The following is a 15,254-nucleotide window of genomic DNA, read 5'->3' as shown; positions in this document are numbered from 1 at the left end:
GAGTACACGACCCCCACCACACCCTGTCCACCGATTCCCCCGCCTCCGCGTGTCACACGGCCAGCAGCTCCCGCAGCACGGCGCCCGACCGCGACCACACCCACTCGTCCTCGACCCACTTCCGGCCCGCTGCGCCCAGAACCTCACAGTGCTGGGGGTTCGTCAGCAGTTCGCTCAGGCGCGCACCGACGGCGGCCGGGTTGTACGGATCGACCAAATACCCCGTCGTACCGTGCAGGACCGTGTCGGAAGCTCCACCGGAATCCCCCACCACCACCGGCTTGCCGGTCGCCGAAGCTTCCAGCGTGACGATCCCCAGCGCCTCCGGCTCCAGCCCGAACCGCCGTGTCCGGCACGGCATCGCGAACACGTCCGCCGCATCGACGTACGGCGGGACCTCGGCCCACGGAACCGGCCCCGTGAACACCACCGCGTCGGACACCCCGGTGCTCACCGCCAACTCCTCCAGATAATCCCGGTCCGGCCCACCGCCGACCAGCAGCAGCGTGGCCCCGGGCACCGACTCGCGAACACGCGGCCACGCCCGGATCAACGTGTCCTGGCCCTTGCGGCGAATCAACCGCGACACACACGCGACCACCGGAACGCCGTCAAGCCCGAGCCCCTTGCGGACCTGTTCGCCACCGCAGCCAGGAACGAACCGGGTGGAATCGACCCCCGGCGTCAGCCGTCGCACCCGCCGGGCGGCTGCCGGAGAAAGGGCAGGGACAATCTGCTCCTCACACCACGACGACACCGTCGTGACCGTGTCGGCGGCGTCCCCGATCCTGCGCAACGCCTGCCGGGTTCCTGGCACGCCGGCCCACCACGTCTCGTGCCCATGCGTCATCGCGACGATCTTCCGCGCGCCGGCCCGGCGCAGTGCCGTCCCCATCAACCCGAGCGGTGCGGCCGCCCCGAACAGAACCCGGTCGGCGCCGTACTCCCGCATCACCTGCACGGCCCGCTTCGTGACGCGGGCCGTCGGCAACAACATCGACGACCGGTCCCGAACGACCGGAAACGGCAGCGTGGAGTCGTACGCCGCGTCGCCCGGCTCGCGCGACGTGTAGACGACGACCTCGGGCAGCTCGTCGCACAGGGAGCGGACGAACGTCTCGATGCCGCCCTGCCGCGGCGGGAAGTCGTTGGTGACGACGAGAACCGTCATCGTTGCGCCAGCGGCGGGACCGTGCCGCCGTTCCCGGCCGCCCAGGCCCGGCCCATCGCGATCCGCTCCGGCGCGGTCGGATGGCTGGCGAACATCCAGTACCGCCAGCGGGCCGGGTCGAGCCCGGAGATGTTCCGCACCGCCAGGTCGTGCTGCATCGCGACGAAGTTCCGCGGGTCGTTCGTCAGCCGGAGCGAGTGGTAGTCGGCGCGCGCCTCGATCTTGCGGCTCACCAGGTTCTGCACCGGGCTCGCCAGCGTCGTAGCGGCCACGATCAGCGCGACCAGGACCGCCGTACGACGCGGGTCCGCCAGCCGGGGCCCGAGCAACAGGTACAGCAGCGTGATGCCGAACGCCGTACCGAGCACGCCGATCAGGGTGCCGTGCAGGACGTCGTCCTCCGCGGCGTGACCGAGCTCGTGCGCCACGACGAGCCGGACCTGCGCCGGCGGCGTGTCCTTCAGGAGCGTGTCGTAGACGACCAGCCGCCGGGTCGAACCGAAACCGGACACGTACGCGTTGAGCGCCGTGGTCCGCTTCGACGCGTCCGCGACCAGCACGTCCTTCACCGGTACGCCGTCCTCGGCCGCGAGCTTCAGGAAGTCGTTGCGCAGGGCACCGGCCGGCATCGACGTGAACGTGTTGAACCGCGGCTCGACCAGCACCGGATACGCGAACGACACGCCGAGCACGAGCAAGGCCGCGACGATTGCTCCGGGCAACCACCAGCCCTGCGGGCGGCGCTTCGCGAAGCCGATCAGGACGACCGCGAGCACCGCGACGCCGAGCGACGTGATCGCCCAGTTCACGCCGCGGTCCCACACCCACAGCCGCCAGTTCTCGACCGCCAGGCCGTACTTCAGGCTGACCCGCTGGCCGAGCACGTCGGTCGGAAGGGTGAGCAGGTTGGTGATGAGGGCGATCCCCGCGACCGTGACCGGTACGGCGAGGAACCACAGGCGGATCCGCAGCCCGTCGTACAGCCGGCGACCCAACGGACTGAAGCCGATCGCCAGCGGGACCACGACCGAGATGATCCAGGACGCCGTCGACCAGCGGAGGATCTCGTGGCGGAACGCGTTCTGGCGGGCGATCTCCGCGGACGTGAAGTCCAGCGCGGCGTCCGGTGCGGGCAGATCGATCAGGTGCCAGGGCGTGGTGACGGCGATCGTGAAGACCAGTGCGAGCGCGAGCAGACCGCCCGCGGCGCGAGGCGCCCACGGACGGGACGTTGCTCTAGGCACCGGCGAGCCGTTCGAGGTACTTCTGCCACTCGGCGACGAACTCGGCCTCGGTCATCCCCAGCACCGACTTGAACGCGTCCGCCAGCCCGGCCGACGTCTTCGACGCGTGCACGGCCCGGTAGAACCTGACCAGCTTGTCCTGCCCCTCACGCTCGGCGATCAGCCGACAGGCCAGCCACGCCGACTCGTACGCCTGCGGCAGCTCGGTCGCCGACGCTGCGAACGCCTCCGGGGACGGCAGCGAGGCCGGCACATGCCCCGCCCGCACCGCCTTGAACAGCTCCTTCGCCGCCGACTCGTCCTGCACCGGCACGGCGGTGAACGCGACGTAGTCGGCGAACCCCTCGGCCAGCCACAACGGCACCGGCGACGCCGTCGCGGTCGACGCGACGTGGGTGGTCTCGTGCGTGAGCACGATCCGCCGGCCCTGCTTGCCGAGCTCCACGAACAGCTTCGGATTCGCCACGATCCGCACCGGCGCGCCGATGGCCGGCGTGTCCAGCTCGGCCATCGTGACGGCCGCGATCTGGGTGTAGGTGTTCGGCTGCGCGCCGAGCACGTTCTCCATCTGGGCCTGTTTGGCCGGCAGGTAGACGACCACCTTCTGCCGCCAGCCCTTGCCCCACACCTTCGTCACCGACTCGACCGCCTTGTCGGCGACCGGCACGTAGCTGCGCGCCTCCGACTCCGAGTCGAGGCTGATCACCAGGCTGTGCTCGCCCTTGGCCAGCTCGATCGGGCCGAGCGCCCAGACCGGGCGGCGCTGTCCCGCTACGAACCGCTCCGAGAACGAGGCCGCGTACGTCTTGCCGTCGCGGGTCACGAAGGTCACCGGGAGCGTCTCGCGCGCGGGTTTGACGTCGTACCCGGCGAGTTGCCAGGAGACCTCGACCTGCGCGAGCCACGACTGCGTCCCGCCGAGCTCCGCCTGCCGGTCCGGCGTCAGCGCGGCCGCGTCGTCGCTCACGTAGCGCAACTGGAACGTGCCGAGCGGGAGCGTGGTGAGGTTGCTGTAGATCGTCCGCGCGCTGGTCCGGAACTGCGTAGCCTTGGGGTCGATCGTGTTCAGGAACTCGGTGCGGTCCTCGTTCTCGACCGCGTCGGTCATCTTCTGCAGGACCGCCTCGCCGGCGACCGCCCGCTGCACACCGGCCTGGGCCTGGTCGGGTGTGGTCGGCGTCGACTGCGGCGCCTGGCCCGCTCCCGGCGCGTTCGGATCGGCCGGGGCGTCGGCGATGTGCTGCAGGCCGGCATACCCGGCCCCGGCGACCAGGCAGACGGCGACGCCGAGCGCGACCTTCTTCAGGATCGGTGCGAACGGCGGCCGCTGCGGACCGTCGGCGCGCGACTCCGGCCGGTGGTCGATCGGCTCCCGAGGGTCACCGGACGACGGGATCACCGGCAGTGGAACCGTATCGCCCTGTTCGTCGATCACCTCGGCCCTTCGCTGTTCACCTGCCCCGACCAGGCGGAACACTACGTGCCTCCTCCGACACTACGGCACCGCCGTGAAATGCCGCGGCTCCGGGGGACCCCCGGAGCCGCAGAGTATGTCAAGGTCGCAGGTCAGCCCGGACGGACCGCGGTGTTGTACGGGTTCTCGTCGAGCGGGGCGATCTCCACGCTCTTGCCCGGGCGCGGAGCGTGCACGATCCGGCCGTTGCCGAGGTAGATGCCGACGTGGCTGATCGGGCTGAAGAAGAAGACCAGGTCGCCCGGCATCAGGTCGGACTTGCTGACCCGGCGGCCCTCGCTGGCCTGCGCCTTCGACGAGTGCGACAGCGAGACGCCGGCCTTGCCCCAGGCGTACATCGTGAGTCCCGAGCAGTCGAACGAGCTCGGGCCGTCGGCGCCCCACACATAGGGGTCGCCGAGCTGCTCGAGCGCGGCGCTGATCGCGATCTTCGCGCGGCCGCTGGCCGGGACGTTCGGCAGGTTCTTGTCGTCGCCGGTGCGCGAGCCGTCGCGGGTCGGGCGCTGCTTGCGCGCCTCCTCCGCCGCCTTGGCGTTCTCTTCCTCGATCCGCTTGCGCTCGGCGTCGCTGAGCTTGTCGAGCACCTTCTGCGCCGCGTCGAGCTTGCCCTGGAGCTGGTTCTTGAACGCGTCCTGCTTCGCCTGCACGGCCTGCAGCGCGGCCAGCTCGGTCTGCTCGCTGGCCTGCAGGTCGGTGAGCTTGCCCTGCGCGACCTGGTAACGACGCAGCGCCGAGTTCTGCTGGCCGGCGAAGGCCTGGGCGGTGGACGCCTGGCTGAGGAACTGGTCCGGGTTGCTCGACAGCAGCAGCTGCGCGGTCGTGGAGATGCCCGACGTCTGGTACCCGGCCACCGCGAGGGAGCCGATCTGCCGCTTCACCGCGTCCACCTGGCCCTGCTGCTTGGCGATACCCGCCTGCAGGGCCTTCACCCGGGCGCTCGAGGCGGTGATCTGCCCACGCAGGTCGTTCGCCGACTCGCCGGCCTCCTCGGCCTGGTGCTGCAGCGCCGCGATCTGCTTCTTCGCCTCGGCCAGAGTGGGCTTGGGGTCGGCGTCAGCCGCTCCCTGGATGAAGATCACTCCCGCGGCGACGGCGGTGCTGGTGATGGCGGCGAGGGCGATTCCCTTGGTGCGGTTGATGCGTCCGATGGACACAGCCCGGTCGGTCCCTTCCTCTGCTCGCGCCGTCCCCGTTGATCAGGCCCTCCGCACGGACTCTCGGTCCGCGGATCCGCCGGATCACTCCCTCGGCTTGCCGTTGCCCGGTCGGCCGGAGCGGCCGACGCCCTGAGGCAACGAGAGGTAACAGTAGTGACCGTTTCGTGACCAGTGCAATTCGCCCCTCGGGTTTGATCGAAAATTAACGAAGGCCGGGCCCGGCCAAACGATCGTTTCGCTTTGTCCCGTAAGGGTCCTGAGATCCGCGGCGGTCAGCCGGTCTGCTCCTTCGGCGCGTCGTTCGGGTCGACGCTGTTCACCGCGTGCACGAGGCGTAGCGGCGGGACCAGGCCGGACTCGGCGAGCGCGTCCAGGGCGGCCTTCTCGTCGTCGTCGATCCGCAGGCTGCCGGACCGTTCCTCCGAGAACCCCAGCACCACCGTGACGACGCAGTCCTGGCAGCCGGGACCCTTCATCACACAGGCGTCGCAGTCGATCAGCACAACATCCTCCAAGGGGGGAAGCACCCGGACTTGCATCCGGCTGAGAAGGACGCTAGAGACCCCCGCCGACAATTTCTGTGGTCAGGCGCGGGCGATGCGTGCTATCAGGCTGCTCGCGGTGAGCGCCCGGGCACCGAGTTTGACGATGCTGTCGGCAACTTCGCGGTCGGTGGAGACGACCACAACCGGGCGGCCGGGCGGTTCCGCGCGGACCAGTTGCCGGATCACCTCGTCGGCGATCACGCCGGCCGGACTGAACCGCACCCGCACACCGCGGGGCGGGTTCAGCTGGACCGGACCCGACAGCTCGGCGCCGTCGAACACCACGGTCACCTCGATGCGCCGCTGTGCGACCAGTGCGCCCAGTGCAGTGACGAGCCGCTGACGCTGCGAATGCAACGGCGAGTTCGGCCAGGCGGTCTTCGTCACGTTGTAGCCGTCGATGATCAGATGCACCTGTGGCAACGCCAGCAACTCGTCGAAGAGTGCCGGATCGTCCTCAGGCGCCGTACGTCCGACCGGGGCCGCATCGGGCTCGGACCCGGCCACCGTGTCCGCGGGACGGAGCTCTCCCCCGGGCGGCAGGGCCAGTTCACGGCGCAGGCCGCTCGCTGCCTCGAGCAACGTGTCCAGCAACAGCCGGGTACGCGTCGACGCGAGCTCCCGCTCCTGCCCCGCCGTACGACGGGCCGCGTGCTCGACCGCCTCCAGTTCGGTGATGCGGGCGCGGAGCTTGCGCAGCTCACGCTCGACCTCGGCCCGCGCCGCGTCGACGCGTTCGTCGGCGCTTTCGGCTTCCCTGGTGCGCTGCTCGACCTCCGATTGCAGGCCGGTGATCCGCTGGCGGGCTTCGTTCAGCTTGCGCCGGAGCGTGACGTTCTCGGCCTTCAGCTCGTTGACCTGTTCACGAAGCCGTTCGCGCACCTGGCGGGTCTCGGTGCGCGCCTGGTCGAGTTGGTCGGTGAGCCGGCTCACCGCATCGCTGCCGGCCTGCGGGTTCTCCACCGGGACCTGGGCGGCCGCGGCGATGTGCTGCTCCCAGTCGTCGGGGCGCAGCAGATAGGCGAGCGCGGCGACCTCGACCGGATCCGCGGCCGGGACCGGCACGCCGTCTGCCACCGCGTCGCCGAGCTCCGGGTGCTCCCGCCGTACCTCGAAGGCTGTCAGCCGGCGGAAGTGGTCGTCGGTCTCGAGGATCGGCCCGAGCACCGAGGCCGACAGCTTGGCCCGTTTCGCCGGCGCGAAGCTGGCGAACCGGCGCAGCGGCGCCGGGATGTCGGTCGCGGGCAGCTGACCGAGGGCGTGCGCGGCGAGGGTCAGGACGCGTTGCCGGACCGGTTCAGGCAAAGTCGTAGCGGCGGAGCTCGCGGCGGTGCCGGCCTCAGTCACCGGTCCGCAGTCCGGCTGGAACGACGACCTGGCAGCTGCTGCTCGACCAGTGACGCAGACCACAGCGAGCGGGCGCCGGGCCCGGTTCCGCGGTGATCGCCTGTGTACGCATACCGAGAGCCTAGTCGACTCTCCTGCGTGTCACCTGCGGAATTGTCGGTGGCGACTCCTAGCGTCGTGGCCATGACGAGCCCAGGGCATGCGCCGGCCCCGGATCCGCTGCTGCCGATCCGCGGTGTGCAGCACAGTTTCGACGACCTCGGCACGCCGCTGCACGCCATCACGTTCTGCGTCGTGGACCTGGAGACGACGGGCAACCCGCCGGGCGAGGGCGGCATCACCGAGATCGGCGCGGTCAAGGTGCGCGCGGGCGAGGTGGTCGGCGAGTTCCAGACGCTGGTCAACCCGTCGGAGTCGATCCCGCCGTTCATCGCCGTGCTGACCGGGATCACCAACGGGATGGTCGCCGCGTCGCCGCGGATCGAGTCGGTGCTGCCGGCGTTCCTGGAGTTCGCGCGCGGCTGCGTGATGGTGGCGCACAACGCGCCGTTCGACATGGGCTTCCTGAAACACGAGAGCCTCGTCCACGGGTACGACTGGCCCGACTTCACCGTCGTCGACACCGCGCTGCTGGCCCGCCGGGTGATCACCCCCGACGAGGCGCCGAACTGCAAGCTCGGCACGCTCGCGAAGCTGTTCCGCACGACGACCACGCCGAACCACCGCGCTTTGTCCGACGCCCGCGCGACCGTCGACGTGCTGCACGGACTGTTCGAGCGGGTCGGGTCGTTGGGCGTGCAAACGCTGGAGGACCTGCAGACGTTCTCGTCCCGGGTCGCGCCGGCCGTCCGGGCCAAACGCCACCTGGCCGAGTCGTTGCCGCACGCACCGGGTGTGTACCTGTTCACCGACGACCGCGGCGAGGTGCTGTATGTCGGGAAGTCCAAGGACCTGCGCACCCGCGTCCGCTCGTACTTCACCGCCTCCGAGACCAGGAACCGGATCGGCGAGATGGTCGGTATCGCCACCGGCGTCCGCGGGATCGAGTGCGGGACGCCGCTGGAGGCGGAGATCCGGGAGCTGCGGCTGATCGCGGAACACAAGCCGCGGTACAACCGGCGGTCGAAGTTCCCGGAGCGGCAGCATTGGCTGAAGGTCACGGTCGAACCGTTTCCGCGGTTGTCGCTGGTCAAACAGGTGCGTGACGACGACGCCGGGTATCTCGGGCCGTTCAGCTCCCGCAAGACCGCCGAGCGGGCGATGGCCGCGCTGCACGAGGCGTTCCCGATCCGGCAGTGCACCGCGCGGATGTCGAAGCACCCCTCGCTGTCGCCGTGCGTGCTGGCGGAGATGGGCCGGTGCGTGGCGCCGTGCGACGGCCGGATCTCGATGGACTCGTACGGCGAGTTCGTCGCGGCGCTCCGGTCGGCGCTGACGGCCGACCCGACGCCGGTCGTCGACGCGCTCGACCGGCGCATCGACGTACTGTCCGCGGACGAGCGGTTCGAGGACGCCGCCGTCCACCGGGACCGGTTGAGCGCGTTCGTGCGTAGCTCGGCGCGGATGCAGCGGATGGCGTCCATCACCGGCTGCGCCGAGATCTGTGCCGCCAGGCGGACCGACGACGGCGGCTGGGAGCTGCACGTGATCCGTCGCGGGCGACTCGCGGCGGCCGGGTTCAGCCCGCGCGGCGCCGACCCGCGGCCGCACCTGGAGATGCTGCGCGCCTCGGCCGAGACGGTGCTGCCCGGGATCGGGCCGGTCGCGGCGGCCTCGCCGGAGGAGATCGAGCTCATCCTGCGCTGGCTCGAGCTCCCCGGCATCCGCCTGGTCGAGATGGACGGCACCTGGACCTGCCCGGTGAGCGGCGCCGGCCGCCATCTCACCCGCCTCGACAACGCCCACTCCGACCACCACCAGCACCCCACCGAACGCCGCCGCCACCTCCGCCCGCTGGGCCCGGCTCGGGTTGGTTAGGCCTCGATGAACTGGTAGTCGGTGCCGATGCGGCCGTCCGGGGCGAGCTGGAGGAGATCGATGCCGATGGCAAGCGGCTCGCCGCCGCCGGCCGGGACCATCGCCCAGCGCAACTTCACCACGTCGCGGAGCGCGGCCGCCTCGCCGTGCTTCACGAACTCGTACTGCCCGGGCGCGACGAACTCGTCGTACGCGCGGGTCACGCGGCTGAGCAGCTCCGCGTGTCCACGCGCCTCCAGGGTCGCGGTGACGCCGATCTCGGCGGCCCGCTTGACGATCTCCTCGGGCGGCTCCAGCAGGTGCACGCCACCGTCGGTCCACAATGCTTCGACGGCCTCCTTGCGGGCGTCGGCGTCGGCTTCGTTCCAGATTGCTACATATCGCTTCGCGAGGTCTTCCGCTGCGTTGTTGTTCATGACCACGACTTTGCCGGGGGCACCCATCGACCGGCAATTCCCTGCTGGGTATGGATTGTCGGCGGCATGCGTTAGAACTGCGGCATGGCATCCGAACTGTCCGTAGGACTACGGTCGTGGCGCGCCCGCCGGCGGGTGAGTCAGCTCGAGCTGGCCGTCCGTGCGGGGACCACGCAGCGACACGTCAGCTTCATCGAGAGCGGCCGGTCGGTGCCGGGACGCGACATGGTCATCCGGCTCGCCGAGTCGCTCCAGGTGCCGTTGCGGGAGCGCAACCAGCTGCTCGTGTCCGGCGGCTACGCCCCGGCGTACGACGAAACGCCGTACGACTCCCCCAGCCTCACCGCGATCCGGACCGCGCTGGCCCGGATCCTCGACGGGCACCGGCCGAGCCCGGCCGTGGTGGTGGATCGGCGTGGTGACCTGGTGCTCGCGAACAGGTCGTTCGACGCGCTCGTCGCCGGAGTCTCGCCGTACCTGCTGGTTGCGCCGGTGTCGGTGCCGAGGCTGTTCCTGCACCCCGACGGGCTGGCACCGCGGATCGTCAATCTCGCCGAGTGGTCGTGGCACGTGATCGACGGGCTCAGCCGCGAGGCCGCCCTGGTGCCGAACCTCGAGGCCGACGCGCTGATCGCCGAGCTGGTTTCGCTGATCCCGCCGCGCCCGGAAACAGGGCCGGACCACCTCGGGTTCGCCGTACCGCTGCGGCTGCGGTCGCCGGGCGGGGAGCTGCGGTTGATCACGACGCTGACCAGGTTCGGGACCGCCGTCGACGTGACCGTGTCGGAGCTGCGGATGGAGGCGTTCCTGCCCGCGGACGAACCGACCGCGGCCGCGCTGCCGGGACTCGGCCGCGACTATGCTTCAGCAGGTTGAGAAGGTGAGTGTTCTGGAGGAGAGGACGGCATGGTCACCGCGATCGTGTTCATCAAGGCCGACGTCGCACGGATCCCGGAGGTCGCCGAGCAAGTGGCGGCGATCGACGGCGTCAGCGAGGTGTACTCCGTGACCGGCGGGCTCGACCTGATCGCCCTCGTCCGGGTCGCGCGGCACGACGACCTCGCCACCGTCATCCCCGAGCACGTCAACCGGGTGCCGGGTGTGCTCAGCACCGAGACCCACATCGCCTTCCGCGCGTACTCCAGCCACGACCTGGAGGCAGCCTTCAGCCTAGGCCAGGAGGACGGTGTCTGAGACGTGGTCCCACCGGATCCGACTGACACGAGCTGAAGTTACGGTGTGCACATGAACGTCCGGGGTCAGGTCCATGCCGAGCAGGTCCGCGCAGTCGCGCAGGCATCCCAGCGAGGACGCGGATGAGCAACCCACCCGTCGGCTGGTACCCCGACCCCACCGGCCAGCCCCACACCATCCGCTTCTGGGACGGCAAGAAGTGGACCAGCAAAACCAAACACGAGAACGAGGCGACCGAAGAGCCCACGGCGCCCGAGCCGACTCCGGCTGATCCCGATCAGGCAGCCTCCCACCCGGAAGCCACCACCGACCAGGTCGATCAGCACCCCCGGCCAGCCGAGCAGCAACAGCCTTGGCCAACCCAGCAGCAGGAGCCCGCTCAGCAACAAACCTGGCCGATCCCGCAGGACGAGCCCTCCCAGCAGCAGTCCTGGCCGGCTCAGCCGCAGGAGCCCGCTCAGCAGCAGTCCTGGCCAAGCCAGCACGCCGACGGCCAGCAACAGCCGTGGTCCGCCGACCAACAGCCGTGGTCAGCAGACGAGTTCAGCTCCTACGACCAGCCCAACGCCGAGCACTCCCAGCACCAGCCGGCGCCCGGCCAGCACCACCCCGCAGCGCAACAGCCCTGGCCTGCCCAGCAAGAGCCTGGAGCTCAGCACCAGGAACAGCCTTGGCCTGCCCAACAGCAGCCGGACCAGCAGTCGACGGCCCACGACACCACGCAACAACAGCCGTGGTCCGCAGACCAACAGCCCTGGTCCGCCGACCAGTTCAGCTCCTACGACCAGCCCAACGCCGACCAGCCCCAGCAGCAGCCGTGGCCCGGCCAGCAGCAACCTGGAGCTCACCACCAGGAACAGCCTTGGCCTGCCCAACAGCAGCCTGGAACTCAGCAGCAGAACCAGCCCTGGCCCGCCCAGCTACAGCCTGACCAGCAGTCCACACCCCACGACACCACGCAACAACAGCCGTGGTCCGCCGAGCAGCAGCCGTGGTCAGCTGACCAGTTCAGCTCCTACGACCAGCCCAACGCCGACCAGCCCCCGCAGCAGGCGGCACCCGGCCAGCAGCCTGCCGCTCACCACCAGGAACAGCCTTGGCCTGCCCAACAGCAGCCTGGAACTCAGCAGCAGAACCAGCCCTGGCCGGCCCAGCAACAGCCGGACCAGCAGTCCACGCCCCACGACACCACCCAACAACAACCCTGGTCCGCAGACCAACAGCCCTGGTCCGCCGACCAGTTCAGCTCCTACGACCAGCCCAACGCCGAGCAGAACCAGCAGCAGCCGTGGCCCGGCCAGCAGCAGCCCGCAGGGCACAACCAGCAACAGCCCTGGCCTGCGCATCAGGAGGGTCAGCAGCCGGACCAGCCCCAGCAGTCGTGGTCTGCGGATCAGCAGTCGTGGTCGGCTGATCAGTTCAGCAGCTATGACCAGCCGGATCCTGACTCCGAGCAGACCCAGCAGCAGCCGTGGTCTGCCCAGCAGGACTGGTCGCAGGAGCCGACCGTGCAAGGCTCAGGCACACCCGAGCAGACCCAGCAACAGTCGTGGTCGGCCAACCAGCAGCCGTGGACAGCAGACCAGTTCACCTCGTACGACCAGCCCGAGCAGACCCCCTCTGAACAAGGCACGTCCGGCAACTGGGACACGCGGCAGCAAGTTCCGGCGCAGCAACCGACGGACCACGCACCTGACGCCAACGAGCCGACGCGCCCAGTGCCCGTACAGCCTGCGGACGAACCACAGCCCACGCCTGGCCTCCGCGCGGTGCAGCACACCCCTGCCGAGACGACCGAACAAGCCGAAGGCGGCGGCTGGTGGCAACCGGCCGCCACACCGCAACTGTGGAGCACGACGCCGTCCACCAACGACGCAGCGACCGGCGGTACACGCCTGCGCGCAGTCGCGCCGGACGAAACCGCGCCCTCGCCCCAGTCAGCAGCTGCCCAGGCGACACAGACAGTAGAGCCGGCTCAGACCACCGAGGCGTCGCGAGCCGAGGCAGCCGCACGTGCGCGCGCGACCTGGGGCGCTCCGGAGCTAGCCCCCGCTCCGCCGGAGCACTGGACCCGACGTGAGATCTCCCCCGAGCTCGAAGAAGAGTCCGCCCCACCCACCGACGTACAGCCAGACGAACAAGCCACCGGTTGGACCCTCAAGCTCGCCCCAGCCCTCGCCGACGACGCGGCCGAGGCAAGGCCGACATCTGCAGCCGACACCGACACGCCAGCCGCGGACGAACAGGCCGCGAACCAGCGGACAACGGACCAGCACGCCGCGCACCCGCAGACAGCAGGTGAGCGCGCTGAGGACGAGCAGACCGCGGACCAGTCCGCCGCAGACCCGCAGGCAGCGAACCAGCCGGCAACCGACCCGCACGCAGTGAACCAGCAGACAGCGGACCAGCGGGCTGCAGACCAGCGGACAACGGACCAGCGGGCGGCGGACGAGCGGGCTGCTGAGCTGCTGGCGGCTGATGACGCTGAGGCGGCCGGTCAGCTGAGGCCCGACTGGGGTAGCCAGTCCGGTGACGGGCAGGACGAGCAGGCATCCGACGTACCAGCGTGGGGTGTCGAGGCGTCGGCCGAAGAGGACGAGCAGAAACCAGAGAAGGCCAGTCCTCTCTGGACTGTTCCGGAGACGTCAGACACCCCGCAGGAGCAGCCTGTCCAGCTCTGGGGCGATCAGCCGAGCCAGACCTCGAGTGCGGGGCAGACCGCTCAGGCCGGGCAGGTTTGGGGTTCACAGCAGAGTACGGCGGGAGTTGATGCGCCCAGCGACAACGGTTGGGGCGACTCGAACGGCGTACAGGGATCCTCGCCGTGGGGCCAGCAGCCAGCCGCCGCTCAGCAGAACGCTCAGCCGACCCAACAGCAGTGGGGTGCCGACAACCAGCAGGCCGGCCAGCAGCAGGGCCAGCAGGCTTGGGCTGGTCAACAGACGCAACGAGCCTGGGGCGACGACGCGAACGAGGCTTGGGGCGGTCAGACCGACCTGAGTGCCGGTGTCGGCAAGCGGGACGGCGGCAAGGGCAGCAAGAAGTCCAAGAGTTCCGGCGGAGGTGGTCCGTTCGGCGGGAAGATGCCGCTGATCATCGCCGGCGGGGTCGCAGTGGTCTTGCTGATCGTGGCTGCGGTGGTTCTGCTGACGAAGGGCGACAAGGAGACGGCGGACCCGGATCCGACCGGTACGCCGACGCAGAGCTCCTCCCCCACGCCGACGAACCAGTCCAGCACCAAACCCGGTCAGTCGAAGAACCCGTCGCTGCACGAAGGCGCCGGCCGGATCGCGTCGGACGCGATCTCGTTCCCGCGCCGGAATCCGCCGTGGTCGGACCGCAAGCGCCTGGTCGAGCAGCTGATCAACTCGAACGGGCAGCGCATCGTCCTCAAGGAGGACGTCGTCGAAGGCGACGACTGGAGCGCGGACATCTTCGTCGGCGGTCTTGGCACCGGATCCGGCTTCAACGGCGACCCGAGGGCGACCGCGGCGTCGCTGTCGCTGAAGGTGCGCGAACGCATGTACGGGAACATCCCGGTCACGTACAAGACGGTCGCGAACGGTCCCGTCAAGCGGAGCGGCAAGGCCGGCTGGGTGTTCCAGCAGTCCGTGACCGCGACAACGACTGCGGTGACCGATCGAGTACTTACCCTGACGGTGGCCGTTTTCGACCTCGGTGACGGGACGGCGGTCGCCTACATCAGCGGCATCCCGAACAACCGCCCGGACCTGAAGAAGGCCGCGGACCAGGCCTACCTAGGAATTCAAGTTGGCTGACAACAACCACACCCCGCCCCACGACACCCCCCAGGGCACGGACCCGCTCACCGGCACCCCCCAAGCACCGCCCTCCCCCACGCCCAGCAGCGAGGCACAGGGCACCGGCCAGGTACCAGGTCTCGGTGAACCACCGCGTGCTGACCACCCGGCAAGTGCCAGCGAGGCGCCGGACGCCGGGCAAACGCCGGGTATCGCCGAGTCGCTGGGCGCCGGCCAGCTACCAGGTCACGGTGAGATGCCGGGTGCGGGTCAGGCACCAGGTCTAGGTGAGGCGCTCGGCGCAGGCGAGGCATCAGTCGTCGGCCACGCACGTGGCACAGGCCAGGCATCAGGTCTCGGTCAGGCGCCGGGTGCGGGTCAGGCACCAGGTCTCGGCGGGGCGCTTGGCGCAGGCCAGGCATCAGGTCTTGGTCAGGCGCCGGGTGCGGGTCAGGTGCCAGGGCTTGGTGAGGTGCTTGGCGCAGGCGGGGCGTCAGGCGTCGGCGAGGCACGTGGCGCAGGCCAGGCATCAGGTCTCGGTCAGGGGCCGGGTTCGGGTCAGGCGCCAGGTCTAAGTGACGGACGTGGTGCTGGCCAAGCGCAGGGTCATGGTGCGGCGTCGGGTGGAGGTCAGGCGTCAGGTCACGGTACGGCGTGGGGCGCAGGTCAGGCGCCGGGTCTTGGGGAGGCATGGGGGCCAGGTCAGGCGCCCGGTTTGGGTGGAGCTCAGGGGGCGGGTCAGGCACCGGGTGCGGGGCAGGGTGGGTCTTCGGATGCTCTGTTCGGGCAGTCGCCTGCTCCGGCGCCGCCTCCTCCGCCGGTACGGCCGCAACATGCAGCCCCGCCGCAGCAGCACTGGACCGGCCAGCCCTCACAGCCTTCTCCCCACCAGCAACCGACCACTCAGCAACCACCTGCGCCGCCACGCCCCGGCACACAGGCACCAAGCGCACAGCAGTTGGGCGGCC

At 70.2% G+C, this 15,254-nt stretch carries 11 protein-coding genes; 4 read left to right on the top strand and 7 right to left on the bottom strand.

Annotated elements, in window-relative coordinates:
* Positions 1 to 52: 52 nt before the first annotated feature.
* From AB0I12_RS23275 to AB0I12_RS23250, 6 genes are all read right to left on the bottom strand, one after another.
* Positions 53 to 1,171 (bottom strand): glycosyltransferase family 4 protein, encoded by a 1,119-nt coding sequence (locus AB0I12_RS23275; RefSeq protein ID WP_359933270.1) that lies wholly within the window; start codon positions 1,169 to 1,171, stop codon positions 53 to 55.
* Entirely contained in the window at positions 1,168 to 2,415 is a 1,248-nt protein-coding gene (locus AB0I12_RS23270) for a M48 family metallopeptidase (protein ID WP_359933268.1), read from the bottom strand. The genes AB0I12_RS23275 and AB0I12_RS23270 overlap by 4 nt, the downstream gene beginning before the upstream one ends.
* Positions 2,408 to 3,850, bottom strand: a complete 1,443-nt coding sequence (locus AB0I12_RS23265; RefSeq protein ID WP_359933266.1) for a hypothetical protein — start codon at positions 3,848 to 3,850, stop codon at positions 2,408 to 2,410. The genes AB0I12_RS23270 and AB0I12_RS23265 overlap by 8 nt, the downstream gene beginning before the upstream one ends.
* Positions 3,851 to 3,981: 131 nt before the next feature.
* Positions 3,982 to 5,043, bottom strand: coding sequence for an NlpC/P60 family protein (locus AB0I12_RS23260; RefSeq protein ID WP_359933264.1), 1,062 nt, complete (start codon positions 5,041 to 5,043; stop codon positions 3,982 to 3,984).
* Positions 5,044 to 5,318: 275 nt separating this feature from the next.
* Positions 5,319 to 5,549, bottom strand: coding sequence for a hypothetical protein (locus AB0I12_RS23255; RefSeq protein ID WP_355689771.1), 231 nt, complete (start codon positions 5,547 to 5,549; stop codon positions 5,319 to 5,321).
* An 81-nt stretch (positions 5,550 to 5,630) separates the two neighbouring features.
* Positions 5,631 to 6,896 (bottom strand): NYN domain-containing protein, encoded by a 1,266-nt coding sequence (locus AB0I12_RS23250; RefSeq protein ID WP_359933262.1) that lies wholly within the window; start codon positions 6,894 to 6,896, stop codon positions 5,631 to 5,633.
* Positions 6,897 to 7,121: 225 nt separating this feature from the next.
* Between AB0I12_RS23250 and AB0I12_RS23245 the strand changes: the two genes are divergently transcribed.
* Positions 7,122 to 8,915, top strand: coding sequence for a DEDD exonuclease domain-containing protein (locus AB0I12_RS23245; RefSeq protein ID WP_359933260.1), 1,794 nt, complete (start codon positions 7,122 to 7,124; stop codon positions 8,913 to 8,915).
* Here the strand turns inward: AB0I12_RS23245 and AB0I12_RS23240 are convergent.
* The gene (locus AB0I12_RS23240) at positions 8,912 to 9,331 is read right to left on the bottom strand and encodes a hypothetical protein (RefSeq protein WP_359933258.1); all 420 of its coding nucleotides are present in this window, start codon (positions 9,329 to 9,331) and stop codon (positions 8,912 to 8,914) included. The genes AB0I12_RS23245 and AB0I12_RS23240 overlap by 4 nt on opposite strands.
* An 84-nt stretch (positions 9,332 to 9,415) precedes the next feature.
* Between AB0I12_RS23240 and AB0I12_RS23235 the strand changes: the two genes are divergently transcribed.
* The 3 genes from AB0I12_RS23235 (at position 9,416) to AB0I12_RS23225 (ending at position 14,304) form a co-directional block, all read left to right on the top strand.
* Complete coding sequence (locus AB0I12_RS23235; protein WP_359933256.1) at positions 9,416 to 10,207, top strand: helix-turn-helix transcriptional regulator; 792 nt, start codon at positions 9,416 to 9,418, stop codon at positions 10,205 to 10,207.
* 30 nt (positions 10,208 to 10,237) lie between these two features.
* On the top strand, positions 10,238 to 10,525 hold the full coding sequence (locus AB0I12_RS23230; protein ID WP_355480274.1) for an Lrp/AsnC ligand binding domain-containing protein: 288 nt from the start codon (positions 10,238 to 10,240) through the stop codon (positions 10,523 to 10,525).
* Between the two features lie 122 nt (positions 10,526 to 10,647).
* On the top strand, positions 10,648 to 14,304 hold the full coding sequence (locus AB0I12_RS23225; RefSeq protein ID WP_359933254.1) for a hypothetical protein: 3,657 nt from the start codon (positions 10,648 to 10,650) through the stop codon (positions 14,302 to 14,304).
* The last annotated feature ends 950 nt before the right edge of the window (positions 14,305 to 15,254 follow it).

It is taken from the genome of Kribbella sp. NPDC050459 (assembly GCF_040655315.1).
In the GTDB taxonomy this organism is placed as follows: domain Bacteria; phylum Actinomycetota; class Actinomycetes; order Propionibacteriales; family Kribbellaceae; genus Kribbella.
This window is presented reverse-complemented; position numbering and strand designations above follow the sequence as displayed.

Coding starts and splice junctions, on each gene's coding strand:
- AB0I12_RS23275 (WP_359933270.1), bottom strand. CDS start 1,171: ATGACGGTTCTCGTCGTCACCAACGACTTCCCGCCGCGGCAGGGCGGC.
- AB0I12_RS23245 (WP_359933260.1), top strand. CDS start 7,122: ATGACGAGCCCAGGGCATGCGCCGGCCCCGGATCCGCTGCTGCCGATC.
- AB0I12_RS23240 (WP_359933258.1), bottom strand. CDS start 9,331: ATGAACAACAACGCAGCGGAAGACCTCGCGAAGCGATATGTAGCAATC.
- AB0I12_RS23235 (WP_359933256.1), top strand. CDS start 9,416: ATGGCATCCGAACTGTCCGTAGGACTACGGTCGTGGCGCGCCCGCCGG.
- AB0I12_RS23230 (WP_355480274.1), top strand. CDS start 10,238: ATGGTCACCGCGATCGTGTTCATCAAGGCCGACGTCGCACGGATCCCG.
- AB0I12_RS23225 (WP_359933254.1), top strand. CDS start 10,648: ATGAGCAACCCACCCGTCGGCTGGTACCCCGACCCCACCGGCCAGCCC.